General features: G+C 63.0%; 25 protein-coding genes and 1 pseudogene. 12 read left to right on the top strand and 14 right to left on the bottom strand.

Features of this window, described 5'->3' with window-relative positions; all coding sequences use genetic code 11:
* Window positions 1-155 precede the first annotated feature (155 nt).
* Together fabA and fabB are read left to right on the top strand one after the other, a co-directional pair.
* A complete protein-coding gene (gene fabA, locus QOV41_RS00180; protein ID WP_284578727.1) occupies window positions 156-686 on the top strand; it encodes a 3-hydroxyacyl-[acyl-carrier-protein] dehydratase FabA in 531 nt (176 codons plus the stop codon).
* 73 nt (window positions 687-759) lie between these two features.
* Window positions 760-1,986 carry a beta-ketoacyl-ACP synthase I gene (fabB, locus tag QOV41_RS00175; RefSeq protein WP_284578726.1) on the top strand — a complete coding sequence of 409 codons (1,227 nt, stop codon included), beginning with the start codon at window positions 760-762 and terminating at the stop codon, window positions 1,984-1,986.
* 3 nt (window positions 1,987-1,989) lie between these two features.
* Here the strand turns inward: fabB and QOV41_RS00170 are convergent, their stop codons facing one another.
* Genes QOV41_RS00170 through ubiE form a run of 5 tightly spaced genes read right to left on the bottom strand, consistent with a single transcriptional unit; the run spans window position 1,990 to window position 6,207 of the window.
* Window positions 1,990-2,712, bottom strand: coding sequence for a HesA/MoeB/ThiF family protein (locus QOV41_RS00170; RefSeq protein WP_284578725.1), 723 nt, complete (start codon window positions 2,710-2,712; stop codon window positions 1,990-1,992).
* Window positions 2,702-3,451 carry a DUF2259 domain-containing protein gene (locus QOV41_RS00165; RefSeq protein WP_284578723.1) on the bottom strand — a complete coding sequence of 250 codons (750 nt, stop codon included), beginning with the start codon at window positions 3,449-3,451 and terminating at the stop codon, window positions 2,702-2,704. Before QOV41_RS00165 ends, QOV41_RS00170 begins: the two co-directional genes overlap by 11 nt.
* Entirely contained in the window at window positions 3,393-3,863 is a 471-nt protein-coding gene (gene dut, locus QOV41_RS00160; RefSeq protein ID WP_284578721.1) for a dUTP diphosphatase, read from the bottom strand. Before dut ends, QOV41_RS00165 begins: the two co-directional genes overlap by 59 nt.
* A gap of 37 nt (window positions 3,864-3,900) precedes the next feature.
* The gene (gene ubiB, locus QOV41_RS00155) at window positions 3,901-5,439 is read right to left on the bottom strand and encodes a 2-polyprenylphenol 6-hydroxylase (protein WP_284578719.1); all 1,539 of its coding nucleotides are present in this window, start codon (window positions 5,437-5,439) and stop codon (window positions 3,901-3,903) included.
* Window positions 5,440-5,442: 3 nt separating this feature from the next.
* Window positions 5,443-6,207, bottom strand: a complete 765-nt coding sequence (gene ubiE, locus QOV41_RS00150; RefSeq protein ID WP_284578718.1) for a bifunctional demethylmenaquinone methyltransferase/2-methoxy-6-polyprenyl-1,4-benzoquinol methylase UbiE — start codon at window positions 6,205-6,207, stop codon at window positions 5,443-5,445.
* A 96-nt stretch (window positions 6,208-6,303) separates the two neighbouring features.
* On the opposite strand from ubiE, the gene mutM reads away from it, so the two are divergent.
* The 7 genes from mutM (at window position 6,304) to QOV41_RS00115 (ending at window position 11,880) form a co-directional block, all read left to right on the top strand.
* Window positions 6,304-7,191, top strand: coding sequence for a bifunctional DNA-formamidopyrimidine glycosylase/DNA-(apurinic or apyrimidinic site) lyase (gene mutM, locus QOV41_RS00145; protein WP_284578717.1), 888 nt, complete (start codon window positions 6,304-6,306; stop codon window positions 7,189-7,191).
* 73 nt (window positions 7,192-7,264) lie between these two features.
* Window positions 7,265-7,441, top strand: coding sequence for a hypothetical protein (locus QOV41_RS00140; protein ID WP_284578716.1), 177 nt, complete (start codon window positions 7,265-7,267; stop codon window positions 7,439-7,441).
* Window positions 7,438-7,830, top strand: coding sequence for a hypothetical protein (locus QOV41_RS00135; protein ID WP_284578714.1), 393 nt, complete (start codon window positions 7,438-7,440; stop codon window positions 7,828-7,830). Before QOV41_RS00140 ends, QOV41_RS00135 begins: the two co-directional genes overlap by 4 nt.
* Before the next feature lie 90 nt (window positions 7,831-7,920).
* The gene (locus QOV41_RS00130) at window positions 7,921-9,093 is read left to right on the top strand and encodes an MFS transporter (RefSeq protein ID WP_284578713.1); all 1,173 of its coding nucleotides are present in this window, start codon (window positions 7,921-7,923) and stop codon (window positions 9,091-9,093) included.
* Window positions 9,090-10,271 carry an MFS transporter gene (locus QOV41_RS00125; RefSeq protein WP_284578712.1) on the top strand — a complete coding sequence of 394 codons (1,182 nt, stop codon included), beginning with the start codon at window positions 9,090-9,092 and terminating at the stop codon, window positions 10,269-10,271. Before QOV41_RS00130 ends, QOV41_RS00125 begins: the two co-directional genes overlap by 4 nt.
* Window positions 10,271-10,732 carry an MmcB family DNA repair protein gene (locus tag QOV41_RS00120; protein WP_284578711.1) on the top strand — a complete coding sequence of 154 codons (462 nt, stop codon included), beginning with the start codon at window positions 10,271-10,273 and terminating at the stop codon, window positions 10,730-10,732. The genes QOV41_RS00125 and QOV41_RS00120 overlap by 1 nt, the downstream gene beginning before the upstream one ends.
* Complete coding sequence (locus QOV41_RS00115; protein WP_284578710.1) at window positions 10,729-11,880, top strand: MFS transporter; 1,152 nt, start codon at window positions 10,729-10,731, stop codon at window positions 11,878-11,880. The genes QOV41_RS00120 and QOV41_RS00115 overlap by 4 nt, the downstream gene beginning before the upstream one ends.
* Here QOV41_RS00115 and QOV41_RS00110 read toward each other — a convergent pair.
* Both QOV41_RS00110 and QOV41_RS00105 read right to left on the bottom strand, forming a co-directional pair.
* On the bottom strand, window positions 11,877-12,428 hold the full coding sequence (locus QOV41_RS00110; protein ID WP_284578709.1) for an ActR/PrrA/RegA family redox response regulator transcription factor: 552 nt from the start codon (window positions 12,426-12,428) through the stop codon (window positions 11,877-11,879). The genes QOV41_RS00115 and QOV41_RS00110 overlap by 4 nt on opposite strands.
* Before the next feature lie 58 nt (window positions 12,429-12,486).
* The gene (locus tag QOV41_RS00105) at window positions 12,487-13,800 is read right to left on the bottom strand and encodes an ActS/PrrB/RegB family redox-sensitive histidine kinase (protein ID WP_284578707.1); all 1,314 of its coding nucleotides are present in this window, start codon (window positions 13,798-13,800) and stop codon (window positions 12,487-12,489) included.
* 144 nt (window positions 13,801-13,944) lie between these two features.
* Here QOV41_RS00105 and QOV41_RS00100 point away from each other — a divergent pair, with 144 nt between their 5' ends.
* Entirely contained in the window at window positions 13,945-14,412 is a 468-nt protein-coding gene (locus QOV41_RS00100) for a DUF2852 domain-containing protein (RefSeq protein WP_284578706.1), read from the top strand.
* Window positions 14,413-14,529: 117 nt separating this feature from the next.
* Window positions 14,530-15,267, top strand: coding sequence for a M48 family metallopeptidase (locus QOV41_RS00095; RefSeq protein WP_284578705.1), 738 nt, complete (start codon window positions 14,530-14,532; stop codon window positions 15,265-15,267).
* Between the two features lie 41 nt (window positions 15,268-15,308).
* Here the strand turns inward: QOV41_RS00095 and QOV41_RS00090 are convergent, their stop codons facing one another.
* Window positions 15,309-17,969, bottom strand: a complete 2,661-nt coding sequence (locus QOV41_RS00090) for a transglycosylase domain-containing protein (protein ID WP_284578704.1) — start codon at window positions 17,967-17,969, stop codon at window positions 15,309-15,311.
* Between the two features lie 269 nt (window positions 17,970-18,238).
* Between QOV41_RS00090 and QOV41_RS00085 the strand changes: the two genes are divergently transcribed.
* The gene (locus QOV41_RS00085; protein ID WP_284578703.1) at window positions 18,239-18,769 is read left to right on the top strand and encodes a M35 family metalloendopeptidase; all 531 of its coding nucleotides are present in this window, start codon (window positions 18,239-18,241) and stop codon (window positions 18,767-18,769) included.
* On the opposite strand, the gene QOV41_RS00080 is transcribed toward QOV41_RS00085, so the two are convergent.
* The 6 genes and pseudogenes from QOV41_RS00080 to QOV41_RS00060 all read right to left on the bottom strand — a co-directional run bounded on the left by QOV41_RS00080 (window position 18,766) and on the right by QOV41_RS00060 (window position 25,571).
* The gene (locus QOV41_RS00080; RefSeq protein WP_284578701.1) at window positions 18,766-19,572 is read right to left on the bottom strand and encodes a hypothetical protein; all 807 of its coding nucleotides are present in this window, start codon (window positions 19,570-19,572) and stop codon (window positions 18,766-18,768) included. The two genes, QOV41_RS00085 and QOV41_RS00080, sit on opposite strands and share 4 nt — an antisense overlap.
* Window positions 19,573-19,833: 261 nt before the next feature.
* Window positions 19,834-20,631 (bottom strand): hypothetical protein, encoded by a 798-nt coding sequence (locus tag QOV41_RS00075; RefSeq protein WP_284578700.1) that lies wholly within the window; start codon window positions 20,629-20,631, stop codon window positions 19,834-19,836.
* Window positions 20,632-21,114: 483 nt separating this feature from the next.
* Window positions 21,115-21,522 (bottom strand): annotated as a pseudogene (locus QOV41_RS19685) (TniQ family protein); the annotation flags it as partial.
* A complete protein-coding gene (locus QOV41_RS00070) occupies window positions 21,519-22,568 on the bottom strand; it encodes a TniB family NTP-binding protein (protein WP_284578699.1) in 1,050 nt (349 codons plus the stop codon). The gene QOV41_RS00070 and the pseudogene QOV41_RS19685, both read right to left, overlap by 4 nt.
* The gene (locus QOV41_RS00065; RefSeq protein ID WP_284578698.1) at window positions 22,558-24,903 is read right to left on the bottom strand and encodes a Mu transposase C-terminal domain-containing protein; all 2,346 of its coding nucleotides are present in this window, start codon (window positions 24,901-24,903) and stop codon (window positions 22,558-22,560) included. The genes QOV41_RS00070 and QOV41_RS00065 overlap by 11 nt, the downstream gene beginning before the upstream one ends.
* Before the next feature lie 2 nt (window positions 24,904-24,905).
* Entirely contained in the window at window positions 24,906-25,571 is a 666-nt protein-coding gene (locus QOV41_RS00060) for a hypothetical protein (protein ID WP_284578696.1), read from the bottom strand.
* Window positions 25,572-25,699: the final 128 nt, after the last annotated feature.

Raw genomic sequence — 25,699 nt, 5'->3', positions numbered from 1 at the left:
CGAAGGGCCGGAAGATGCTGGCATCCTTATAACTATTGCCGGTTTTGGGCACAAGCGCAGTGCCGTCGCAGGGCTTGGCGCCACCTGCGCTCTGCTTGACCCCCCCGATGCGCCCCTATACGAGACGGATTTCAGGGTTAATAGAGGGTGTGGGTATGGCCGAACGGCAACAGGCGTTTAATTACAAAGAGCTTCTGGCCCATAGCCGCGGCGAACTGCCCGGGCAGATGGATGCCCGCCTGCCGGCACCGCCCATGCTGATGTTCGATCGCATCACCCATATCGATGACAATGGCGGCAGCTTCGGCAAGGGCCAGGTGCGTGCCGAGCTCGACGTCAATCCCGACCTCTGGTTCTTCCAGTGCCACTTTGTCGATGACCCGGTGATGCCGGGCTGCCTGGGCCTCGATGCGCTCTGGCAGATGACCGGTTTCTTTCTCGGCTGGGGCGGCTCGCCCGGCAAAGGGCGCGCGCTGGGCGGGGAAATCAAGTTTACCGGCCAGGTCACTAACGATGTTGTGATGGTCGAATATGGCATTGATATCAAGCGCGTGATGCGCTCGCGCCTCGCACTCGGTATCGCTGACGGCTGGGTGAAAGCCGACGGCAAGGTGATCTATGAGGCATCCGACCTGCGCGTTGGCCTCTTCACCGATAGCCAGCTGCGGGATCAGAAAAACGTCTAACGGGTTATCTCCCCCGTAGTTACAACCAGAAAGCGCCCGCGAAAGGGGCGCTCACCAGACGGAGCGAGGTTAGATGAGGCGAGTCGTCGTTACGGGCATGGGGATCATTTCCTCGATCGGCAATACGCTGGACGAGGTAACCGGGAGCCTCAGGACGGCCAAGCCCGGCATCGTCTTTGCGGAGGATTACGCCGATCTTGGCTTCCGCAGCCAGGTCAAAGGCGATCCGCGCCTCGATCCGTTTGAAGTGCTTGATCGCCGTATTACCCGTTTCATGGGCAAGGGTGCCGCCTGGAACTACCTCGCCATGCAGCAGGCTATCGCCGATGCGGGGCTCGAGGAGAGCGACATTTCCAACCCGATGACGGGCATCGTCATGGGTTCGGGCGGCGCTTCCACCCGCACCATCGTCGAGGCCGCCGACGTGACGCGCAAGAATACCAGCCCCAAGCGCATCGGGCCGCTGGCCGTGCCCAAGGCCATGGGGTCGACCGCATCGGCAACGCTCGCCACCTCCTACGGCATCAAGGGCATCAACTATACGATCACCGCCGCCTGCGCGACTTCCAAGCATTGCATCGGTAATGCCATGGAGCAGATCATGCTGGGCAAGCAGGACATCGTGTTTGCCGGCGGACACGAAGATCTCGATTGGACGCTGTCGAACCTGTTCGATGCCATGGGCGCCATGAGCTCGAACTTCAACGACACGCCCGAAAAGGCCTCACGCTGCTACGACGCGGCGCGGGACGGGTTCATCATTTCCGGCGGTGCCGGCGTGCTGGTGCTGGAGGAGCTGGAGCACGCCAAGGCCCGCGGCGCGAAGATCTGGGCCGAACTGGTGGGCTATGGCGCGACCTCAGACGGCGTCGACATGGTCGCTCCCTCCGGGGAGGGTGCGGAGCGCTGCATGCGCATGGCGTTGCAGAACGTCAAGGCGCCGGTGGATTACATCAACCCGCATGCCACCTCGACCCCAGTGGGCGACCTAAAGGAAATCGAGGCGCTGCGCGCCGTCTTCGGCAATGAGGACAAATGCCCACCCATCTCGGCGACCAAATCACTGACGGGCCATTCGCAGGGCGCGACGGGCGTGCATGAATCGATCTACTCGATCCTGATGATGAAGCACCGCTTCATCGCCGAAAGCGCCAATATCGACACGATCGACCCTGCTTTCGAGGACATGCCGATTCTGCGCGAGCGGCGCGACAATGTGGACCTGGGGGTTGTGCTCTCCAACAGCTTCGGCTTTGGCGGCACCAATGCGGCCCTGGTCTTCAAGCATCCCGACGCCTAAAGCCTAGAGCGTGAACTCACTGAAGCGGGCGTCCTTGCCATCATAGACAAGGACGCGCCCGATCAGCGGCTCGCCGATGCCGGTGATGAGCTTGATCGCTTCCATGGCCATGAGTGTGCCAATGACCCCGGTGAGTGGGCCCAGTATCCCTGTCGCCTCGCAACTGGGAAGCTCGGCATCGCTAGCGGCGGCGGGGTAGAGATCGGCAAAGCGCGGTCCGCCGGTTGCGAAAACCGTCACCTGTCCATCAAACATCGAAACGGCGCCCGAGACCAGCGGCAGGCCGAGGACTTCGGCGGACGTGGCGACCACGCGGCGCGTCTCAAGATTGTCGGTGCCGTCCAGCACCAGATCATAGGCCGAAAGAATGGCTTGAGCATTGGCGGGGGCTAGCCGCTCGGCATGCTGGTTTACCCGCACATGCGGATTGAGCTCCCCGACGAAGCGGGCGGCGCTGGCTGCTTTGGTTTCGCCATCATCCTCGGTGCGGTGAATCACCTGCCGCTGCAGGTTGGAGAGGGAAACACTGTCGTGGTCGACAACGCCGAGCGTCCCCACGCCGGCGCCAGCGAGATAGGCGATGACGGGACTGCCAAGGCCCCCGGCCCCCACCACCAGCACGCGCGCGCGCTTGAGGGCCTGTTGCCCGGCGCCGCCCATGCCCTTGAGCACGAGGTGGCGGGCATAGCGGCGGGTCTCGTCGGGAGAAAGCGCCTCAGAACTCAAACGGCACCGCCAGGAAGCGCCGGTCCGGTCCTTCAAAGCCGAGCGGATAGACCGAGATCAGGGCTACGCCCTGCTCCTGATCCATGAACGGCATGACCGCTCCGAAGATGCGGTATTCCGTGGGACAGCCGCGGGACGCCGGAATGGTGTCGTCGCGATGGAGCAGCTCCGCCTCGCCACCGTCCCGGGAGATAGTGAGCTGATAGGCAAGGGGCGCTTCATCCATATAGTCGGTGCACGCCGAAACGCCTTGTGCCGGAAAATTCTCGAGCTGCAGCTCATAGTCTCCGCGAGTCTCTCCGGGGAAATAGCCCGGAGCACCGAAGCGAAGGCTCTGGGCGTCCTCGACGATCTCGCCGTCTCCGATGATGGCGACCAGTTCCACCGGAACATCGATGCCAAGCTCGGCGAGGTCCTGCTCTGCCGCTTCTTGCGCCTCGGATCGGGCCGTGGCGACGCCCGCGGTCTCATTGTCCGTGCGGGCACTATAGGGCGTTCCAAGCGCCCAGGCGTCTTGTTGGAGGTCGATGATGTAGACGTTGGAATAGGGAAAACCCGAGCCGTCCTGAACGCCGAACTCCTCGAAAGCGAAGTAGCGGCTATCGGGGGAAAAGCCGATAAAGTCGATCAGCGCCCGGTCACCGGCAAGCGCGGGCGCCGCGAGCAAGAGCGCAATGGCGCTAAGCCAGGCTGCGGCCGCCCGTCGACCCGAACCCGCCCGTCCCACGTTCTGTTTCATCGAGCCTGGCCTCCACCCTGAAAACTGCAGAAGTGACCGGCGCCACCACCATCTGGGCGATCCGGTCGCCGCGACGGACAGTAAACGCCTCCTGACCCAGATTGATCAACAGGACTTTGACCTCGCCGCGGTAATCGGCGTCGATGGTGCCGGGGGAATTGAGCACCGTGACCCCGTGCCGGGCTGCAAGACCCGAGCGGGGGCGTACCTGCGCCTCGTAGCCTTCCGGCAGCGCCATGGCAAAGCCACAGGGGATGAGCTGCCGCGAGCCCGGCTGCATGACAGTTTCGCCCCCAGCGGGAAGGGCAGCCACGAGGTCGAGCCCCGCGGCTCCGGCGCTCTGCTGGCGGGGCGGCTCGAGACCCCTTCCATGCGGCAGCCATTGCAGAGCGATCGAAACTGATGCGCTCATGGGGCTCGCACCAGGGAGTAGAGTACGTCGATCACTACTACCAAGTGAGCACCCGCCAGAAAATGGTGATGACTGTGAGGATTGATACACCCACCAGCGCCAGGAGCCCCCATTGCATGAGGTCGTCGCGCAGATGGCGGTCTTCGCGCCATTCGTCGATCGCGCGTTCGGCCTTGTCGAGAATGACGGGGACGCGCTGGGCACTTTCGGTGAAGAGGCTCAGGCTCTCCTTGATATCCTCGATCCGTCCCAGTGGGCCAGCCTCCTTGCGCAGCCAATCGCCGACTACGGGCTCGGCCACGGTCCAGATGTCGAGGTCCGGATCAAGCGAGCGGGCGACGCCCTCCACCAGCACCATAGATTTCTGCAGCAGGACCAGTTCGGGTCGGGTCTGCATGGAGAAGATCTCGGTGATGGCAAAAAGCTGCCCAAGCACGCGCGCCATGGAGATATCGGCAGCGGTGCGGCCATGGAGGGGTTCGCCGATCGAGCGGATGGCGAGCGCGAAATCCTCGACCGACTGGTTCTTGGGAACATAGCCGATGTCGAAATGGCGCTGCGCGACCAAGAGGTAGTTTCGGGTGATGAAGCCGTAAAGGATATCGGCGAGGAAGCGGCGTTCCCGGCGATTGATGCGCCCCATGATGCCGAAGTCGACGGCGATCACATCGCCCGTATTAGGGTCGGCAAAGAGATTGCCCGGATGCATGTCGGCGTGAAAGAAGCCGTCGCGGATGGCGTGCTTGAGAAAGCTCTGCAGCACAATGGCGGCGAGCTTGCGCCGGTCGACCCCCGCCGCATCGAGCGCCGCGCGGTCGCGGATGGGGATGCCGGCGACCCAGGTGGTAGTGAGCACATTCTGCGCCACATGATCCCAGGACACGGTGGGGATGACGAAGCCCTGGTCGTGCTTGATGTTCTCCGCCATTTCCGAGATGGCGGCGGCTTCAAGCCGCAGGTCGAGTTCGAGCCGGGCGGACCGGTCCAGAGTTTCGACCACTTCGATCGGGCGTAGACGCTTGGTTGAGTGCACAAAGCGGTCAGCGAGGCGCGCACCCGCATAGAAGCTCTCGATATCGGCCATGAACCGGTGGGTGACGCCCGGCCGGAGGATCTTGACCGCCACCTGGCGCGGCAAGCCATTGGCCGACACCAATCGCGCCCGATGCACTTGGGCGACGGAAGCGGCGGCGATGGGCGGCGACATCTCGGTCAATTCGGCCGCCTTGGGGCCGAGCGCATCGACCAGCATGGTGGGCACAAGGGCGGGATCGAACGGATCCATCCGGTCCTGCAGCCCCTGGAGGTCGGCCGCGACATCCGGCCCGACCACGTCCGGACGGGTGGCGAGGGTCTGGCCGAACTTCACATAGGTTGGCCCCAGGCGGTTGAGCGCCTTGTTGAGCCGCTCGACGTGCCCGGTGCGCCGGACGCTGGGATGTTCGATCAGCCGGCCCAGCCGGACCGCCCAGCGTAGCGGCATCGGCAGGTCCCGCGCGGAGACGATCGACAGCGCTCCTTCGCGCGCCAGCACCCAGCCCGCGCGGGCAAGCCGGTAATAGGCCGATATCAGCATGTATTAGAGCTTCCAGCCGGAGAACAGCGCCGCGATGTTGCCCGAATAGGGAGTGTGCTTCACCCGCTTGAACCCGGCCTGGCTCAGCATCGAAGAGAAGAGCGGTGGGCTGGGAAACTTGCGGATCGATTCCACCAGATATTGGTAAGGCTGGCTGTCCCCGGTGACGACGCGACCCATGGGCGGGATCAGCCGGTCCGAAAATGCCTTGTAGGCCGTATCGAGGCCCGGCACATCCACTTGGCTGAACTCGAGCACGAGGATGCGCCCGCCGCGCTTCAGGACGCGATGGGCTTCGTCCAGGGCCTTCTGGATACGCGGCACGTTGCGAATGCCAAAGGCAATCGTATAGGCATCAAAGCTCTTGTCTTCGAAGGGCAGTTCCTCTGCATTGGCTTCGACAAAGCTCGCCTGCGCTGGGAAACGCCACTTCTTGGCGCGCTCGGCGCCCACCCGCAGCATGTCCGAATTGATGTCGGAGACGATCACCTCGGCATAGCCCACCGAAGCGTTGATAATGCGCTCGGCGATGTCGCCGGTGCCGCCCGCCATGTCGAGCACGCGATAGGGTCGCGAGCCGGTTTTGGGCGGCGACAGTTCGGTGACCATGGCGTCCTTCCAGAGGCGGTGAACGCCACCGCTCATCAGGTCGTTCATCAGGTCGTAGCGGTCGGCGACGTTGTGGAACACGGCGTTGACCATGCCCTGCTTGTCGTCCAGAGCCACGGTCTGCTCGCCGAAATGTGTGGTCTCGTGCGTGTCGGTCATGGCAATGCTCGGCTGTTGTTCATGTCGGGCGCACCATAGCCAAGCCATCCCGCCATTGCCACAACGCAAAGCAGCGCAGCGCGAAGAGGTTACCCGATGCCAGAATTGCCCGAGGTCGAAACTGTCCGTCGCGGGCTCGCGCCTTGGCTCGAAGGGGCCCGCATCGAGGCAGTGACGGTCAACCGGCCCGATCTGCGCTTCCCCTTTCCCGCCGGGCTTAAGGAGGCATTGGAAGGGCAGACCATCCTCTCGGTGGGCCGGCGCGCCAAATATCTGCTGATTGCGCTCTCCAACGGCAAGACGGTGCTCAGCCATCTGGGCATGACCGGCTCCTGGCGGTTCGCCGAGCATGGCATAGACAAGCCGCCGCGCTACTACGAAGTCGAACCCGTGCCCAAGCACGACCATCTGTTCTGGACGATTTCCCACCCCCAGCATGGGCGCTCGCACCTGATCTATGCCGATCCGCGCCGCTTCGGCTTTATCGACCTTTATTACGATGTTTCCGAGAGCCCCTATCTCAAGGGGCTGGGGCCCGAACCCTTGGGCAATGACTTCAACGCTGCGGCCATGGCAGCCTCCTTTGCCGGCAAGAAGGCCCCCATTAAGGCGGCCCTCCTGGACCAGCGTGTCGTTGCGGGGCTGGGCAATATCTATGTCGCCGAGGCGCTGCATCGGGCCCATATTCTGCCCACCGTTCTGGCCGGGCGCTTGGTGACGCCCAAGGGCAAGCCCAAGCCGGTGCTCGAGGATCTCGCGCAGGCCGTGCGGCAGGTGCTGATCGAGGCGATCGAGGTGGGCGGCTCGACCCTTCGGGATTTCCGCAATGCCGAGGGCGGTTCGGGCTACTTCCAGCACCGCTTCGCCGTTTATGATCGGGAAGGGGAGCCATGCCCCACCCCCCTCTGCACCGGCGCGATTGAACGTATTGTGCAGTCGGGCCGCTCGACCTTCTTCTGCCCTGCCTGCCAGAAAAAATTCTGACCTGGGTGGGTGTTAGCTCTCCCTTAGCACTCCCTGCCTACTCTTTAGACCGGGAATGCAGGAGGGCGCTAACATGAAAGCGGCTGCCTATGTGGTGGGACCCAGGGACGGGTCGGGCGCCGCGCTGATGACATTGGCACACAGCCTGGGCTTCGAGGTCGTGCTGCCCTATGCCGGTGTGGCCGCGGCGGAGCGGCAGGCGCTCGAAACACCGATCTGCTTTTTTCTCTTTGCCGCCTGCCTCAGGTGACCGCCCTGCAGGGCACTGCCGAAGCGATCCGCTTCTGCCCCAGCCGGCGGGTCCGCTTCTCGCCCATGATCTATCTGGCCGAAGCTCCTTCCATCGAGGCAATCACCTGCTGCATCAATATGGGCTTTGATGACGTGGTGAGCCTCCCCAGCACGCGCCCACGCCTGTTGCAGCGCCTCTATCGCCAAGTGGGCGAGCCCACCACTTTCTATGAGACCGCCGGCTACTTCGGTCCTGACCGGCGCCACCGCATCACGGCGCCCCGCCGTCCCGGTGAGGCGCGGCTCGGCGGTCAGTTCCGCCGGCTCGAAATCGTTCGTAATCTGCTCAGTGGCGTCACCGTGCTGCAGGACGGCAACTATTTGCAGGATGCCGCCGGCGTCCAGTGAGAACGTTGCAAATCGTGAGCGGTGCGCTATTTCCCCGTTCCACGAATTGGCATAGCGTGCCGGCCGTTCTTCCCGACGAGTGTTTCAGCCATGAGATTCGGCTTGGATCTGCCGCCCCAGTTCAGGGTCTATGCGGCGTTCTTTCTCTATTCCTTCTGCATGGGCAATCTGTTCCCGCGTCTGCCCGCGATTCAGGAGGCCATGGGTGTTGCCGAAGGGGCGCTAGGCCTGGCGCTGATCGGCTCGGCAGTGGGAACGCTGATCTCATTGACCTTTGCCGGTCCGCTGGTGGATCGGATCGGGCATCGCCGCACCCTGCTCACGGCCATCCCGCTCCTGTCGGTGACCTATGCCATAGCCGTCACGGCACAGGGGCCGGTGGCCTTCTTCCTGCTGCTTGTGCCGGTCGGGCTGATTATCGGGGCGCTTGAGATCATCATCAATCTCGAGGCGGATCGCACCGAGCACGCGCTGGGGCGGCGCATCATGAACCGTGCGCATGCGTTCTGGAGCTTCGGCTTTTTCTCGGCGGGCCTGTTCGGCGCCGTGGTGGCGCAACTGGGCGTCTCGCCCCAACTGCATCTTTTTTCGGTGGTGCCGCTGGTCACAATCGGTAGTTTCGTGATTCTGGGCAAGTTCCAGCCAGCCGAGCATCGCACGGGCGGCAGTGTCGATCCCGGTCCGCGCTTTGCCCGGCCCAGCGGTCCGATCATGGTGCTGGTCGCCGTGACGCTCTCGGCCATGATCCTTGAAGGGGCCGGCGGCGACTGGTCGGCAATCTATATGCGCGACGTGTTCGCGGTGGAGCCGTTCCTCGCCGGTCTGGCCGTGGCGCTGGGCGCCGGTGCGCAGGCCGTCACCCGTTTCTTCGCCGATAGCTTCGTCGAACGCTTCAGCCCGGTCCTCGTCGCCCGGACCCTCCTTTCGGTGCTGGGGCTGGGCGCCCTGGTCGTCTTCTTCTCGCAGATGCCATGGCTGTCGCTGCTCGGCTTTGCGCTAATGGGCGTGGGCACCAGTGCCATCTTCCCGCTGGCCATGTCGGCCGCTGCCCAACGCACCGACCGCCCCGCAGCCGTCAACGTGGCGGCGCTGGCGCAGATCTCCTTTGTCGCCTTCCTCGTCGGGCCGCCGCTCCTGGGCTTCATCGCCGAGCATTTCGGCATCCGCTGGGCCTTCGGCGTGGGTATTCCGCTGGTGGCGCTGAGCCTGGTGACTGCCGGCGCCCTGGGCTCGCGCCCGATCAAGGATGCGGTGCCGGCATGAAAGTCGCGCCGCAACATCGTCTCTATGCGTGCTTCTTTTTCTTTGCGCTGATCACCGGCGCCTTCATGTCGCGCCTGCCCGACACCCAGGAAGTCCTGGGTGTCAGCGAAGGCCAGTTGGGCCTCACCATGCTGGGTATGTCCATCGGCTCGCTGATTTCACTCACCTTCGCCTCGCCCCTGATCGAGCGGTTCGGTGCGCGCACTACTGCCTTCCTCGGTGTTCTAGGCCCCGCCCTCATGCTTGCCCTGGTGCCGGTCTTTGGCACCGCGCCGGCCATGTTCGGGCTGCTCTTTGTGGCGGGCCTCATGTCGGGCGCGCTCGAGATCAACCTCAACGTCCAGATCGACCGGCTCGAGATGCAGCAGGGTAAGCGTTTCATGAACCGCGCCCATGGCTTCTGGAGCGTGGGCTTTTTCGTAACGGCGCTGGCAGGCGCCATGGTCCGCCAATCCGGTCTGACGGCAACCATGCACATGGCGCTGGTTGCCCTTGTGGTGTTCGTGGTCGGCGGCTGGTTGATCTCTGGCATAAAGGATGCCCCGGCACCTGCTCGCAGCCCCGATGTTGCGCAACACCGCATCGCCTTTCCCACGCTAGGCCTCCTGCCGCTTTGCGTGATCGGCTTTGCTGCCTTTCTCGTCGAAGGCGCGGGGATCGACTGGTCAGCCATCTATATGCGCGACGTTTTCGCGGTAGAACCTTTTGTCGGCGGATTGGGGCTGACGCTCTTTGCCTTCTTTATGGCCGTGATGCGCCTGTCGGCTGATCCCATCGTCACCCGCTATGGGCCGCGCGCGGTCGCAGTGGTGCTGCTGTCGATCGCCAGTTTCGGTGCTCTTCTTGTTGGCCTTGCGCCTCTGCCCTGGCTGGCCCTTCTAGGCTTTGCGCTGATGGGCGCGGGATGCTCGGCGGTTTACCCCATCGCAGTATCGGCGGCCGCGCAGCGCACCGATCGACCGGCCTCGGTGAATGTTGCGGCGATGGGCCAGGTGAGCTTTGCCGTCTTTTTCCTGGCGCCACCCCTTCTGGGCTTCGTTGCCGAGTATCTGGGCATCCGCAACTCCTACCTGATCTGTCTGCCCATTCTCTTGGCCGGTCTGGTTGCCAGCGCCTTTGCCCTGGGCAGCCGCAAGGCTCCGCCGGCGGCACCAGTCAACGTTGTACCTGCCGAATAATGGCCGATCTGCCCCCCATCAGCGACGGCCGGCAATCGGCCACTGCGCTTCGGGTGCAGCGGGGAGTTATGCGCCTCCTGCGGGAAACCTATGATTTCGCCTGCTTTGCCGAAGTGCCGCTGCCCCATGGCCGCCGCGCCGATGTGCTGGGGGTCGGGCCCAAGGGCGAGATCTGGATCGTCGAGATCAAGTCGAGCCTCATCGATTTCCAGACCGACAAGAAGTGGCACCTTTACCGCGACTATTCCGACCGCTTCTTTTTCGCCAAGCCACCCGAACTGGACGGCGCGATCTTCCCCCAGAGCGAGGGGCTGATCGTCGCCGATGGGCATGATGGAGCGGTGCTCCGCGATAGCCCCGATACGCCGTTGACGGGTGCGCGCCGCAAAGCCTTAATGCTCAAGCTCGCCCGGCTCGGCGCGGACCGTATCCATGCGTTGATGGACCCCGGGCCGCAGTGACCGCTCCTGTCGCCCCGATCCGCTGGCGCATCATCGCGCTGTTTTTCGTGCACGCGCTGGCCGCCGGCGCCATCCACACGCGTATTCCCGATATCCAGCTGCAGGTGGGGTTGAGCGAAGCCGAGCTCGGCCTGGTTCTGATGGGGCAATCCCTCGGCGCGCTGACCATGTTCTTCTTTTCAAGCTTCATTATCGAGCGCTTCGGCCCGCGCGCCATCATCCTGGGGCTCCTGCCCATGATGGCAATCAGCGCGGCGCTGGTGACCGTGCTGCTGCACCCGGTGGCCATGTTTGTGCTGCTCGCGGTCAATGGCATCGGGTTTTCGGTCACCAATATTGCCATGAACGTGGAAGCCGATCGGATCGAGGCGAGTACCGGCACCCGGGTGATGAACACCTGTCATGGGGCCTGGAGCGTGGGCTTTCTACTGACCTCGCTCCTGGGTGCAGCCTTGCGCGGCGCGCATGTGCCGCCTGCCGTGCATCTTTGGGCGCTGGCGCCATTGATCATTGTCCTGGTGGTTGCCGTGGTCGCGCCCATGCCCCCTTCTGCTGAGCGCGCCCATAGCGGGGAGAACAAGCGCAAGCTTGCCTGGCCCACCTGGGCAACGTTGGGGCTGGTGGCCTTTGGCTTGGGCGCAGGACTGACCGAGGGCGCCACCCGTGCCTGGTCGATCATTTTCTTGCGCGACAGCTTCGACGCGCCCACCTGGATGGAGTCCATGGCTTTGCCGGCGCTGTTGGTCACCATGGCGGCGGGCCGGCTGGTTGCCGACCGCTGGATCGACCGGTTCGGCCCGGTACGCGTCGCGCGCGTTCTCTCCGCCCTGGCGGTGGGCGGCATGCTGCTGGTGGTGCTGGCGCCCCACTATCTGCTGGCGCTTGCGGGATTTGCCTTGGTTGGGCTGGGGATCTGCGTGCTTTACCCGCTCATGCTGTCGGCCGCAGCCCGGCTGGGCGACCGACCGGCTTCGGAGAACGTCGCGGCCACGACGCTGATCGTGCAACTGGCGGGGCTGGCCGCGCCAGCGCTGATCGGGGCGGTGGCCGAGGGCTATGGCGTGCGCATAGGCCTTGCGACATTGCTGCCGCTGCTGGTGCTGACCTGGGCAATGAGCGGGCGCTTGCGCAGCCGCGAAGAAGGCTAGCGCGGCGCGCGCTTGGCGAGAATACGCTGCAGAGTGCGCCGGTGCATGTTGAGGCGCCGCGCCGTTTCCGAGACATTGCGGTCGCAAAGCTCATAGACGCGCTGGATATGCTCCCACCGTACCCGGTCGGCCGACATCGGGTTCTCGGGCGGCTCCGGCTTGTCCTCCCCGGTGGCGAGCAGGGCGTTGATGACGTCGTCGGCGTCGGCGGGCTTGGAGAGATAGTCGATGGCGCCCAGCTTCACCGCAGTCACCGCCGTCGCGATATTGCCATAGCCGGTCAACACCACGGCGCGGGCATCTGGCCGCTTCTGGTGCAGGGCCGAGACCACCTCAAGGCCATTGCCATCCTCGAGCCGCAGGTCGACCACGGCGTAAGCCGGCGGCTTTTCGCCCACCGCGGCCAGGCCATCCGCCACGGAACCGGCAATCCGCACATCGAAGCCGCGCCGCGCCATGGCGCGCTCGAGGCGCTGCAAAAAGGCTGCGTCGTCGTCGACGAGTAGCAGGCTCGGGTCGGTGGCCAGAAGATCTTCGATCGTGCTCATGATGCTTAGATAGGGTGTCCCGGGGGAAAGGTCAAAATTACTGCCGAACTCGTGTTTATCACGTCATCTCGATAGCTACGCGGGGCCAGACGATCTGGACCTGTGCGTGCCCTGCAGCGTCGATATTCTGGAAGGAGAGGCGCGCCCCAGTGCGTTCGAGAAGGGTCTTGGCGATGAAGATTCCCAGGCCCAGACCGCCCGAATTGTGGGCGTCCGATCCTTGTGCGTCGCGTGGTCGACTGGTGAGATAGGGTTCGCCCAGCCGCGCCATCAGCTCGGGAGCAAAGCCCGGCCCGTCATCGGTGATGGCGACGGAGATCCGCTCGCGATCCCAGCTTGCCTCGATCTGCACGGTCTCGCGCGCGAAATCGGTGGCATTCTCGATGAGATTTCCTAGCCCGTAGAGCAGACCGACACTGCGGTGGAACACCGGTGCGGCGCCGGTCGCCTGTTCGTTGTAGAACAGAATGGCCTTGCCCCTGCTTTCATGCGGCCGCGCCACCTCGGCTAGTAGATCGGTCAGCGGCACTTCGGCGAAGGGGTCGCTGCCATCGCTGCCCAAATTGCGCAATTTGGAGAGGATAGCCCGGCACCGCGCCGCCTGCGCGATGATGAGTTCCACATCATCGGCCAGATCGCTCCCCGCCGGGGCGTCGGCGCGCATTTCCTTGGCGGCTAGTGCAATGGTGGAGAGAGGCGTGCCCAGTTCATGGGCTGCCGCGGCTGCGAGGCCATCAAGAGCTGACAATTGTTCTTTGCGCGACAGGGCCAGTTCAGTGGCTGCCAGGGCGTCGGCGATCTGGCGGGCATCATGGGCCACCCGGCTGGTATAGGCGGCGATGAACACTACGCCGCAAATAATCGAGACCCAGATGCCGATTACATAGATGCGGTTAAAGACCAGCACCTCGCCGGGCAGCCAGGGCAAGGGCAGGTGCCACACGGCCAGGGCGGAGGCTAAGACGGCCGCAAGGAAGGCAATCAGGAAGGCCGAGCGCTGCGGCAGCGTGCTGGCCGATACGGAGACGGGGGCCAATAGGAGGATGGCAAAGGGGTTTTGCAGGCCCCCCGTCAGGGCCAGGAGCCCTGCCAGTTGGATCAGGTCGAACGTGACCTGGCTGGCGGCAAAGGCCGACGATGGCCGATGGGCGGCGCCATAGCGCCACACCAGCCAGAGATTGAATGCCGCGGAGGCCCCGATGAGCACATAGCACTCCACCAGGGGCAGCGGAAAGCCAAGGCCGAAGGCGACAAAGAGCACGCCGATGGCCTGCCCCGCGACAGCGAGCCAGCGGATCAGCACCAAGGTTTCGAGCCGCAATGGCCGCCAAGTGGAGGGCAGGGAAAGGCCAGTGGCCTGGCTAGTCGTCATTTCGGCCCTCCAAGTGCAACGGGCGTCCGCTCTATGGGGACAGGATTTTTTAATTTCAAGATGCAGAAATTGACGGGCACATGCTTGATCCTGCCCTGAGACGGACCACGTTACACTCGTTCGTGACTGGGAGATTGAACAGAAATGACCACAGCAATCGTCAAACCACAATGGTCGCCTTTGACCATCGCCCTCATGGTCGTGGGCTTTATCGTCTTCTGGCCCGTCGGGCTGGCAGTTCTTGGCTACATCCTTTGGGGTGAAAAGTTCGGCGGTTCCGCCGAAAAGGCCCAGGGCTACTGGAACAAGGGCATGTCCTGGTGCACCTCCGGCAAGCACCGTCGCAACGGCTTTGGCCAGAGCTATGGCTTCACCTCGAGCGGCAATGCCGCCTTCGACGAGTACCGTAGCGAACAGCTGCGTCGCCTCGAAGAGGAACGCGCTCGTCTCGACGCCGAGATCGACGCTTTCCACGAATACATGGCCAACCTCAACAAGGCCAAGGATCGTGAAGAGTTCGACCGCTTCATGAATGAGCGTCGCGGCAATCGCCAAGGCTATGGCGACCAGAACAACAACGACCAGAACAATGGTTGGAGCAATAACGGCTAGCACCAGCCGACCTTTCCCGACGAAAGCCTGGCGCCCGCAAGGGCGCCTTTCTTTTTGCCGGCAGCCAGACGGGGGCGTTCCCGCTATCCTCGCGCTAGTGATTCTCCCAAGGGTCTCATGAACCTCTTTTTTCGCGCCAAGCCGAAGCTGCCCGCCAGCACCGAGATCGAGATCGACGGTCAGCTGGTGACGGTGGCCGTGCGCGTTCATGCCCGTGCGCGCAGCTATCGCCTGTCTATCCCCCATGCCGGCGGGCCGGTGCTGACCCTGCCGCCGCACGGCCGCTGGACCGAAGCCGAGGCCTTCCTCGTGCGGCAGCGCAACTGGCTGGCGGCCCGGCTTAAGCGCGCGCCCGTGACCGGTCATTTCGGCGACGGCGGGACCGTGCCCGTGCGCGGGGTGGACCACCGCATCATTGCCACCGGCAAGCTGCGGGGGCGGGTGGAAGTGGCTGAAATGGATGGCGCGCCGGTGTTGCTGGTGCCCGGTGAGTCAGCGCATCAAGCGCGGCGGCTCACCGATTGGCTCAAGAGCCAAGCGCAGGAGGATCTGGTGGCGCGCACCACCGTTCATGCCGAGCGGCTGGGGGTTACCGTCAAGGTCGTCAAGCTGCGCGAGCAGAAAAGCCGGTGGGGCTCATGCTCCTCGACCGGCAATATCAACTACAACTGGCGGCTGATCCTCGCCCCACCCTTCGTGCTCGACTATGTCGCGGCCCACGAGGTCGCCCATCTCGTTGAAATGAACCACTCTGCGGCATTCTGGGCGACGGTGAAGCGGACGCTGCCGGATATGGATAGAGGCCGCGCCTGGCTCAAGGCCCATGGCCGGCAGGTCATGGCCTACGGCACCTGAACCCCGAAAACGAACATCCCCGCCGGAGCGGGGATGAGAGCTTATTCACCAAAGATGAGATCCATCAGCGTTCGCTGCGAATTAGGATCTTGGTAGATCACCTGCGGCTGCTGCTCGACCGGCTGGGGCGGCGCGAACTGCTGCTGCGCGGGTGCGCTGGGTACCCAGACCTGCTGCCCCGTTGCCGGGTCGACCACCAGCACCATTGGCTGCCCCGTGGCCGGATCGATCGGCGCCTGGCCGACGCCATTGCTCTGCGCCTGTAGCGGATAGCCTGTCACCGGATCAATGGCCTGGTCCTGCACCACCTGGCCCATCGGCAGGCCCGTTGCCGGGTCGATCTGGGTGCCATCGGCACCCACCATCATCCCACCGGCCTGCATGGGTTGACCCCACGCATCGGTCGGGTTGCCCACCGGGAGTCCGGTGGCTGGGTCGATCATCTGCTCAGCCGGCATGGATTGGGTGGCCGAAATGGTCTGGGCGGGAACGAACTGGCCCGTTGCCGGATCCATGCGCAGCATCTGCCCGGTAGCCGGATCGGTCATGGTTTGGACCGCCTGGCCGGTGCCCGCATCGACATATTGCACCTGCAGCTGGCCGGTTGTCGGATCGATCACCTGCTGGCCCGTGGCCGGGTCGACGACCGGCTGCGCCACGAGCTGGCCGTCATATGAGCCCCCGGGGATGGGGGCCACTTCGCGGCCTTCATGCGCCTTGGTCATGAACTGCGACCAGATCGTCGCCGGCACATTGCCGCCCGACAGCTTGGTGCCGGTCGCATCGTCATTGCCGAGCCACACGCCCGTCACCATAGCCGATGTATAGCCGACAAAGAGGGCATCCTTGCCTTCCTGGCTGGTGCCGGTCTTGCCGGCAAATTCCCAGCCACCGAGATTGGCGCCCTTGCCGGTACCCACCTCGACGGCGGTTTCCAGCATGTCGTTCATCTGTGCTAGGACGCTCGGATCGAGCACGCGGCCAGGACCGGCATCGCTGGCCTCGTAGAGCACATCGCCATCCTTGGAGGAGATCTTGGTGATCACATCGGGGATCACGCCCATACCGCCATTGGCAAAGGGTGCGTAGGCGCTGGTCAGTTCCAGCAAGTTCACTTCCTGCGTGCCCAGCGCGATGGAGGGTACAGGGGTGAGCGAGGAGGAAATGCCCATGCGGGTGGCGACCTCGATCACCTTTTCGGGCGTCACGTCGATGGCGAGCCGCGCTGCAATGGTGTTGAGCGAATAGGCCAACCCCTGCCGCAGCGTCACCGTGCCCGAATATTTGCCAGAGGCATTGCGGGGGCTCCAGCCATTATAGTCGAACTGGGCATCCTCGGCCAGAGTGTCGGGCGTGTAGCCCTTTTCGAGAGCGGCAAGATAGACGAACGGCTTGAAGGTCGAGCCGGGCTGGCGCTTGGCCGTCACGGCACGATTATACTGGCTGGCTTGATAGTCGACGCCACCCACCATTGCGCGCACGGTGCCGTCCACGTCCATGGCAACCAGCGCACCCTGGCTGAAGCCGCGGTTCGGACCTTCCGAGGCCACGAGCTCACGCACGATGAACTCGGCATCCTTCTGCATCTTCCAATCAATGGTGGTCTGCACCACCACGTCATCGGTCAGCTCGCCGATATAGGCGGTCATCAGCGATTCCACCCAGTCGGCCACATAGGATTCCGAACCGGCAACGCGCGTGCGGATGGTCTGATCAGGGTCGATGCGGGCCGCGTCGGCTTCTTCGCGAGTGATGTACCCCTCTTCGGCCATGGCATTGAGCGTCAGCCGCTGCCGGTCCTTGGCGCGTTCGGGATTGGCTTTGGGATTGTAGGCGGACGGCGCTGGCAGGATCCCGGCGAGCATGGCGGCCTGACCGAGCGACAGATTGCGCGCCGACACACCGAAATAGGTTTGTGCGGCCGCTTCGATGCCGGTGGCGCCGGAGCCAAAATAAACGCGGTTGAAGTAGAGCTCGAGGATCTGTTCCTTGCTGTAGTTCTGCTCCAGCCAAACCGCGAGAATGGCTTCCTGCACCTTGCGGCCCAGGGTCTGGTCGGGGGTGAGGAAGAGGTTCTTGGCCACCTGTTGGGTGATGGTCGATGCACCACGCGTGATGTCGCGCGCCTGCAATGATTCCACCGCCACGGCGGCAAGACCGATCGGGTCGACGCCGAAATGGCTCATGAAGCGCCGGTCTTCGCTGGCGATGATGGCGGCGGGTACGTAGTAGGGGAGTTCGCGATAGGTCACCGCCTCGCCGCCGGTTTGGCCGCGATTGGAGATCAGCGAACCGTCGGCTGCCAGAATACGAATATTGGGCGGCCGATCGGGTATCGCCCAGCTTTCCGAGGACGGGAGCTGCGCCCCGTAATACACGACGACGCCGATAACGGCGATGCCGCCCCAGAGGCAGGCAACGAAGCCCCACCAAAGCAGCCCCATAAGCAGGCCACCAGAGCGCGAACGGCGCTTCTTGGGCGGTTGCGCCTTGCCGCGCCGGGGCGTTTTGGGACCTTTGCCGCGCGGCGGCTTGCCCGGTGTGCCGCCGGTGCGCTCGTCGGCAACAGAAAAGCCGACCGAGGAGCCCAGCGACGGCTCTACGCGTTCCCGTCCTTTGCCGGACTTGGCAGTGCTACGCGAGCGCGCTGTCTTGCGCGTCTGCGCGCCCACCCGGTCATCGGCGGAAATGCGAAAATCCATGAGTAAACCTTCATGAAGATCTGGGCCTTCGCCCCGCTTCTACCCCTGTTCGCTTCAGCAGAGAAACAAAAGGTTCGCGGCGCGTTGAGACTATTCGGCCGATCCGCGGCGCTCCACCGCAGAGGGGGAGCTGCCACTTGGCCACACTCCGCTTCTCCAGTTCAATTGTGGCTGGTTTATGGGACAATTCTGCTTAGGCTCGGTGCTGTTGCGCTCGGGTGACAGCAAAGCCATCTATCACCCCAAGCGTTTGTTTCCGGGCTCCAAGCATGCTCTCTCGCCTTTTCTGCCTGCTTCTGACTGTCCTTATCGGCTGCCTGCCGGCCAGGGCACAGGATCCCTCCCTGCTCAACAATGCGGTCGCCCGGGCCGCCCAGAGCCTCGACAAGGCTGCGCCTCAGCTTGGGGCAACGCCCTTTGGCGTGGACCTTGCTACCTACCGGCAGGTCTTGCTGGGTCGGCGTTTCACCTCGCCGCAATGGGGTGAAGTGACCCTGGCCATGTTGATCGAGCAGCAGGCCAGCGGCTCCTGCGGCCGTTTCGCTGCCTATGTGCGAACGCCTCCGGAGAACGGCACCATCTTTCTCGTGCTCTGCCCGCAATTCTTTACCGAAGGGGCGGACCGGCTCCGGGAGCTCACAATCCTGCACGAACTCGTGCACGTGGTGGCGGGACCGGACGAGTGCCGGGCAATGGCTTTCGCCGCCCATGTCGAGCAGTTTTCCGCAGGCGCCTACACACCCGTGGAAGCCTATTGGGCCACCAACGGTTGTGCGAGCTCGCAGTTCAGCCTGCCTTAGTCGAGCTCATTGCGGTTCAGCGAAAAATGCTCCACCCAGCGTTCCACTTCCGCTTCATCGCTTTGCGCCATTCCGTCGAGCTTGATGCCTGGAAGGGCTCTGAGGCTAGCGGCGAAACAGGGCCACAACTCAGGTGACGCGGACACGCGCTGGGAGAACCTGCCGATAGCCCGCGCGAGGCGGAGATTTGGGTCTCGCGACGAGAAATAGAGCGCCAGGGGCGTCGAGCTCAATTGGGCAACGAGGCGGCTAAGGCCCGTGGCGAAGGTGTCGGTGTGACGCGGATCGGTTGGATCGAGCGAGCTGACCAAAAGCGCAAAGCTGCGGCCGGAGGCTACCGTCTGGGTGACATTGAGAACATAAGTCATGGCCAGGGTCAGCAGCACGAAGCCATTTGCGGCGGCGACGGTAGCGATCAGATCCCACCAACCATTGCTGGCACTGGTATTGGCGGCGCCCATGGTAGAAAGCGCGCTACCGACATAGGCAAAGCTTTGCACCCAGTCAGCGGGCTTGCCGGTCTCGCTGACGACGAGAGATGTGGGATCACTGCGATAGATGAGCAGCCAGCCCAGCGAGGTGAGCAGGAGCCACGCCAAAGCGACTGCCACCATAACCAGAATGCCACTATGAGCATGAAAGAAACCGCCGCCGCGCCAGCGGTGCAGCTTCTGCTCGAGGCGCCAGAAGGCACTCGTCAGATGCTCGGTCAGCGGCCCCTGCCGCCCGCCACTCAGAACCGTGATAACGAAGTCCGCTTGCACCGCAAGTAGCACAATCAAGCCCAAAATGAGGAGGATCATGGCGTGGTCTTCTGGCTGTGACCGCAGGGCCTGGCGCAGCGCCGGAGCGCTGCACACGACCTTGTGCAGCGACCCATAACCTGAGTCGCCCCACTGCAGTTTAGCGGCGTTCCGCGAGTTTCGTTGACCCCATAAATTTCACGTTGCACCCTCATAAGATGAATCTGCGACCCAGAATTACCCCATAAGTTGGCGAGGTGGATGGAATCGCCGAAAATTGCACTTCTTGATCTGTCGCCGGAGCCAACGAGAGAGTCAACGCTACAAAATGGGAGGCGCTTGGATCGCTTGCCCTCGGAGAACTACATGGCCCTTAGCGCCTCTGAACGGCACAGAGCCACTGCGGTCTACGTTGAGCACGCCCCTTCGCTCCAGGTCAGACAAGCAATTATAGGGCAAGCCCAGCCGAGCCGCGGCTTCCATCTGGGTCAAACCGGGGGTGCGCGCAGCCACCAAGACTTTGGCCAGTTCCCGCGGCGAGACCAATAATTGTTGCAGTCCAACCGCACCGCTATCGATCGAACGGATGGCAAGCCTGCGATCCAGCACCATGGCCACCGCGTTGCCGACCGTCGTGCGGGCCCTCTGTGCAGCTACCGGCAAGGGCGTCATCGGGTCCCCTGGGTTACCGGGTTCCACGCCGATCTCCAGCAGGGGATGAAGGAACTCCGCCCCTGTGTTCCGGGCAAAGGTGTAGGTGTTCAGCCGCTTGGTGCGGTCGGCTGACACTAGGGGCCGAAGCAATCCCGCTTTCATCAGCCCGAGAATGGCATCACGCTCGACCCCCAGCTCTGCAGCTGCTGCTTCCAGGGTCATGCCGTCCCGGAGCTCATCGGCAAGGGCGTCGATCACCTGCTTGTCGAGGCGGACCGGCTTGCCCTTTTTGATAGCGGGCGGCAGCAGATCCCGGTCAGCCAGAATCCTGCGCAACCTGGCATAAGAGACGCCGCAAAGTTCCTCTGCCTCTTCGAACGAGTATCCGTTCACCACGATCGGCTCGCCACCGATGCGAGAGCCGGACTTGACCAGCAGCTTGCCCGAGGCGTGCTCGCGCAGCACTGATCTCAGTGCATTTCCGAAAGGTTCCTGCGGGAGTTTGGAGATCCAATCCGGGAACGTTCCGTAAGCGCGGCCCATCCCCCACTTGCCCTTGCGTCGATCCTGTCGTGCGAGCAACGAATCCAGGAGCTCTACGAAGCCGTCCGGAAAGGTGGACAGGATGCGGTGACCTTCATCAAGGAATTCGGGGCTACCTACCTTGTCGCGATCGCGACTAATCCTTGCATTCTCGTTCAGTGATGCTCGCCCGACTCTTTGCATCGCAACAATGGCATCACCGAGGGGGAGACCATCCAGCAAAGGCGCGGCGCCGGACTGGCCATGAAGCAAGCGCTCCACAATGTAGCGGTCGGCATTTCCCCGGTGCTTCCTGGCGGGAGCCTCGACAGAACAGAGGTCGTGCCCACGCTTGCATCGCGTGAGAGATTGAGCTTGCCAAAACAGCTTTCGCCGGCATCCGCAGTCCCAGACGAGAAGCGTCCCGTGCTCGGGGCATGAGGATACCGACACAACGTCCCACCACGCCCGGTGATAGGCATGCTCCTTCAGGCAATCAGGGCACCACCGTCTGAACTGAACGCTGTAGTGATCCTGATGGAGCACTTGCCCCATAAGCCCTACGGTCTTTGAGTCTGCAATTGCCGAAGCAAACGTTACCGCCTCGACATCGGCGCGGCATGCGTATGCCACTTCGGAGACATCAAGGTTACCGGCGAGCCGGGCCTGCGTTACTCCGAACCGCTTGAACATTGCCGGATAGAGGATACACCCGTTCTCTCCTGCTGTCCTAAGAAGCAATCCATGAGCCGGCTCATCGAAGATGTGCGGCAGCCGGACCTGAAACTGAGCCAGCGGGTCGCGCCTGGGCCGCCCGATCGTCGTCTCGGTCACTTGGAAAAGGTATCCGTGTCCTGCCTAGCCCTCCTGGACAGGCCGGTAACTTCGCTATCCTCGTTCTTCGCCTTTGGCTTGGGTGGCTTCAAGGGTGGGAGGGAAGGCCTACCGAAAGGATTAGCTTGCTTGCTCCCCCTCCGCAGGTGCTCGAATGCGTCTGCGAGGGTCGTCTCAGTAATTACCTCTTTGTCGCCGTCATATGCGTAGGCAGTGGCACGGAAGAGCAGCTTCATCACGTGATCCAAAATTCCATTGGAGGCACGATGCATCTTCCGGGCAATTTCTACGCTGGGGAGCCCGGGTTCACACTTCAGCGGCAACTCAGTTTGGATCCACTCCAACGTGGTCATCCAGTCTTCGTTATCTTCCACCCAGTCGATCGGCCTGAGCTCGACGGTTCCGGAATTACGCCGGCGCACTTGGTCATAGAGCCCGTCCAGCCCCGCCAACTCAAGCGTTCCTGCGAAGATCAGCTGACAGTGATTTTCACTGAGCAAATCCTTGAGGCCCCGTACCGCGCGCTTGGTAAACTTCTCGCTGCGGTCTTCCACGACGTGCGTGAATTCATCAAAGATGATCATTTTCACAGACTGCTTCTGGAGCTGAGTCTGGATGCTGAGCCGCATGGCTTCGGCATCCGAGCAGATCAAATCCGGAGACGACAGCGCGACGAGCATGGTCATCCAAATGTTCTCGAGCTTGGGATTGGCAGGGGTGGAAATGCGGATTACCGGACGAACGTTCGTGGTACGCGTAGGAAATGGCCCGCCGTACTTGGTGGTGAACTGACGCAAAATGGTGCTCTTCCCGACGCCGGACACTCCGCAGAAGAGTCCGGCCACAGCCTCGCGGCCAGTCCCGCTCTCCTGCAAGGTCTTCTCCAACCACTTCCACGACCGCTTGTACTGCTTGTGCTTAATCACCATACGGCCGACCTTCACCAGGTGAGCCCGCCTCACCGGATCCGGGTTGATGATGAGATCGGCAATGTCCTCTGGGAAGTAACCGTCCTCGTCGCGCAGGAAATCGAAGTCAGTCGTCATAGGTCACCATGTCGTCATCATCGCCGTCGTCATCCCCATCACCAGTCTCGTCAGGGACGGCAGATGACGGCTCCTCTTCCGATGCAGGATCATCTCGCTGCTCAGCGCTACCCACTTCATCGGAGTGAGGTTCGGCAGCAACTGGATCAGAGGCAATTACTGTTGCCTTGCGGCGGGAGGGGGCAGCCTCGTTGCCCTTGTCCTTGCTCGCCTCCCGGAGAGAATCCACGTACGCCTCGTCCTGAAGCGCTGCGGCCTCATCTTCGGGGTCCTCAACCGCCACATCGTCGAGGTCGCCATAGCTGTCCTCAACAGCGCTCTGTTCGGCCATACCAGGGTCTTCGTAACCGTCCTCGTAATCGAGGGGCTCGGCACTGGCCTTCTCATCGGTGACCCGCCTGGACATTTCGTCGATCAGCTCTCGACCGACACCCAGGAACTGAGCGATACGCTTTCTGGTCCGCCTGGAGGCGTCCCGCTGCAGCATCTTTTCACCCAGCCGAAAGAGCTCTGCCTTGGCGATCCAAAGCTGCTTCATGCGCAGCCGGCCCTCGGGGCTCCTGTCGGCGGCCCGGCGGCGGATCACCCTGTGCTGGTGGAGCGACAGCCCCTCCGCATAGTCGGCACGGGTGCATGGCACCTCCAGTGACAGGCCGCGGTCCTCGTCGATCAGCCAGACCCTGGAGATGTCCTGTGGATCGTAACGGACGACCACAGTGGGATCCTTCGAGAAGTTGGATCTATACTCCGCAAGCAACGGCGAATTGTACCTCAAGCCGAACAGGCGGATGCCCCGGCGCTCGGCCACCCGCTCCTCATAGGCGCCAACAAGTTCGATGAGGCTCTGGTGGTCACGCACGGGGCGAGGCGGATGCTTTTCGACGGCTTCCCGCCACAGGTCGATGTGACGCTTGCCAGTCCATTCATCGATGCTCTCGTGGTAGACGTCCACGATTGCCTTGGTGATCAGCAGACGCAGCTGGCTGAGTGTCAGCACGGCATCATCTACAGGATTGTAATCCCGGCCCGGTCCGTCCCCCACCCGAAGAACATTACCCGGGAACATATCGAGGAAGCACTGCTGCACGGTGCGCCAGAACCGTTCGATGCGCCCCTTCTTCCAGGCCTCGCCAGCGGGCACATAGTTCACGTGGCAACGAATGGCCTTGGCGGACATCTCGAAAGAGCGGGAGTGGAAAACGGCGTCCTGGTCGAGAAAGAACTGCTGCGGCACACCGTTGAGCGGATAAGACCGACGGATCAATGAATCACCGTCCTCGTCCTTGCCAAATTGATCCACGTCCTTGGCTTCTACGATGTGCTTGAGACACCGCGCAGCAGACACATAGGAGGGCGGGTCGAAACCGATATCAAATCCAGCGATGCAACCTGAATAGCAGTCGAAGCCGGCCATGAGGTAAGGCGTCCCCAGTGGCAGCCGGGTCTTCTCGTCCACCACCATGATACGCAGATACTTGAAGTCGGCCTCAACCCGCTCGTACGGCAGGCGCACGTCCGGTCCCATTCCCACCGGATGCATGGCCTGCCGAGCGGCTTCCGGACCGAAGCGGGTGGCGAGCGTGGTCGTACGGTCTTGTCTTGCGCACTCGCGGCGGAAGGCCTTCAACGAAGGGAACGGATTCTCATGGGCCTCTGCAGCCTCCCGGCCCCCGAGGTAGTCAACACACAGCTGGACCGCAGCCTTGTAGGCCGTCGTCATCGAGGGTCTGTGCCGAACGTTCCAGTGCTCCCGAATTGCCCTCTTCATGGCCTGGAGCTTGTAATCATCAAGCCTCCGGTTGCGGTTGCCCTTTCTCCGCGTGGATGGACAAAGGGCCCGGGGATCCTTCCCCGCCCGCACCCAGGTGCGCCACCAGCGCAGCACCGTGGACCAATGATGCGGACAGGTATCGTTCCGCTTGGCTGCCACTGCGTCACAGACCGGCTGCAGGGTCGCCTTCGACCTTCCGAAGTCAGCTGGCAGTTCCGAAATGGCGAGGCAGTAGCGCAGCCGGCGGAAAATCTCGTCCCGCTCTTCGGGCTTGAAGGCGCGCATTGTGCGGCGGAGGGATTCCTGTACGCCGATCGGCAATCCCACCTCTGACGCCGCGATGAAGCTGAGCCGGCCGGAGCGGTGCCAGCTCTTGATGTCGCGATTGCTCATAACGTGCTGGACGCCAGGCGCGGCTGGATCGGAGAAGACAAAGCCTCGGGGCTTGGCGACCCGGCTCTCCATCACGTACTGCTTGCCTGCCAGTTCAATACCGTCCCCGGGGCGGAGGTAAACATCATCGTCCCTGTCGTCGAGGTCACGATCCGAGTTGAACCCGTCCATCGCTAGATCCTCCTCATGACCGGGCTATCCCCGTCAAAGACCTTCCCCATCGGGAAAACGAGCTCGCCAGAAGCAACCAGGTTCAAGACCGCCCCGTAGGCACGGGGGTAGGTAAGCACGCAATTCTCCACCAGCTGGTTAAGTGAGAAAGGGGCAGTTCCGGCGGCGACCTGGCGCACCAGGGCGAGATCCTCTTCCTTGCAGATGCCGTTACCCGCATGGGTCAGGATCAGCTTTGAGTTGGTGAGGCGGGGCTCGATGCGGATCTGCTTCTCGGTGAAGATCAGCAGTTGCCGCCCTTCTTCCTTGAACGCCCGCTTGATGCGGGAATAAGTCCGATACTGTTCCGTCAAGGTCTTGCTGTTGAGTACCTCGACTTCCACGGTGTGGGGGACAGCTCCGCGGCGTGTCCGGCGGACAACACCATATCTTGCGCGGTAATCCTTCCACTGGGTGCCGTCAGTCCATTGGACGGACTCCAGGGAAGTATCGATTTGAATAACGCGGGGATCTGCTTCGGTCAGGGTCAGGTAGTCGAAGGCCAGCAGACCTCGGTAAGGGATCAGGGCGTCAAGCTTCCATGAGTAGAAGTAGCCATGGTGGGCGCGAAGCTGGTCAGGTGTGCCGTTTCGACGGTTGGCGCGGACGACCGCGGGGGCACGAGTCACGGGAGGCATCTTGAAGTATCCTTGAAGCCGGTGGTCCCGTGGCAGACGTGCTGCAGGAACCGTAATCCTCGAAGAAGGGGGGCAGCTCGAAGCGGGCCGGTATCGGCCGGACGGGCGAGCGCGATAGC

The sequence above is a fragment of the Devosia sp. RR2S18 genome, from assembly GCF_030177755.1.
Taxonomy (GTDB): Bacteria; Pseudomonadota; Alphaproteobacteria; order Rhizobiales; family Devosiaceae; genus Devosia; species Devosia rhizosphaerae.
The sequence above is the reverse complement of the archived record's forward strand: the minus strand, read 5'-3'. Positions and strand labels throughout refer to the sequence as shown.

Excerpts from the sequence above, each read along its gene's own strand:
- QOV41_RS00090 (WP_284578704.1), bottom strand. The coding sequence starts at position 17,969 with ATGGATTTTCGCATTTCCGCCGATGACCGGGTGGGCGCGCAGACGCGC.
- ubiE (WP_284578718.1), bottom strand. The coding sequence starts at position 6,207 with ATGACCGACACGCACGAGACCACACATTTCGGCGAGCAGACCGTGGCT.
- QOV41_RS00130 (WP_284578713.1), top strand. The coding sequence starts at position 7,921 with ATGAGATTCGGCTTGGATCTGCCGCCCCAGTTCAGGGTCTATGCGGCG.
- mutM (WP_284578717.1), top strand. The coding sequence starts at position 6,304 with ATGCCAGAATTGCCCGAGGTCGAAACTGTCCGTCGCGGGCTCGCGCCT.
- QOV41_RS00140 (WP_284578716.1), top strand. The coding sequence starts at position 7,265 with ATGAAAGCGGCTGCCTATGTGGTGGGACCCAGGGACGGGTCGGGCGCC.
- QOV41_RS00095 (WP_284578705.1), top strand. The coding sequence starts at position 14,530 with ATGAACCTCTTTTTTCGCGCCAAGCCGAAGCTGCCCGCCAGCACCGAG.
- QOV41_RS00085 (WP_284578703.1), top strand. The coding sequence starts at position 18,239 with ATGCTCTCTCGCCTTTTCTGCCTGCTTCTGACTGTCCTTATCGGCTGC.
- QOV41_RS00105 (WP_284578707.1), bottom strand. The coding sequence starts at position 13,800 with ATGACGACTAGCCAGGCCACTGGCCTTTCCCTGCCCTCCACTTGGCGG.
- QOV41_RS00110 (WP_284578709.1), bottom strand. The coding sequence starts at position 12,428 with ATGAGCACGATCGAAGATCTTCTGGCCACCGACCCGAGCCTGCTACTC.
- QOV41_RS00100 (WP_284578706.1), top strand. The coding sequence starts at position 13,945 with ATGACCACAGCAATCGTCAAACCACAATGGTCGCCTTTGACCATCGCC.
- fabB (WP_284578726.1), top strand. The coding sequence starts at position 760 with ATGAGGCGAGTCGTCGTTACGGGCATGGGGATCATTTCCTCGATCGGC.
- QOV41_RS00125 (WP_284578712.1), top strand. The coding sequence starts at position 9,090 with ATGAAAGTCGCGCCGCAACATCGTCTCTATGCGTGCTTCTTTTTCTTT.
- QOV41_RS00120 (WP_284578711.1), top strand. The coding sequence starts at position 10,271 with ATGGCCGATCTGCCCCCCATCAGCGACGGCCGGCAATCGGCCACTGCG.
- QOV41_RS00065 (WP_284578698.1), bottom strand. The coding sequence starts at position 24,903 with ATGGACGGGTTCAACTCGGATCGTGACCTCGACGACAGGGACGATGAT.
- QOV41_RS00165 (WP_284578723.1), bottom strand. The coding sequence starts at position 3,451 with ATGAAACAGAACGTGGGACGGGCGGGTTCGGGTCGACGGGCGGCCGCA.
- QOV41_RS00080 (WP_284578701.1), bottom strand. The coding sequence starts at position 19,572 with ATGATCCTCCTCATTTTGGGCTTGATTGTGCTACTTGCGGTGCAAGCG.
- ubiB (WP_284578719.1), bottom strand. The coding sequence starts at position 5,439 with ATGCTGATATCGGCCTATTACCGGCTTGCCCGCGCGGGCTGGGTGCTG.
- QOV41_RS00070 (WP_284578699.1), bottom strand. The coding sequence starts at position 22,568 with ATGACGACTGACTTCGATTTCCTGCGCGACGAGGACGGTTACTTCCCA.
- fabA (WP_284578727.1), top strand. The coding sequence starts at position 156 with ATGGCCGAACGGCAACAGGCGTTTAATTACAAAGAGCTTCTGGCCCAT.
- dut (WP_284578721.1), bottom strand. The coding sequence starts at position 3,863 with ATGAGCGCATCAGTTTCGATCGCTCTGCAATGGCTGCCGCATGGAAGG.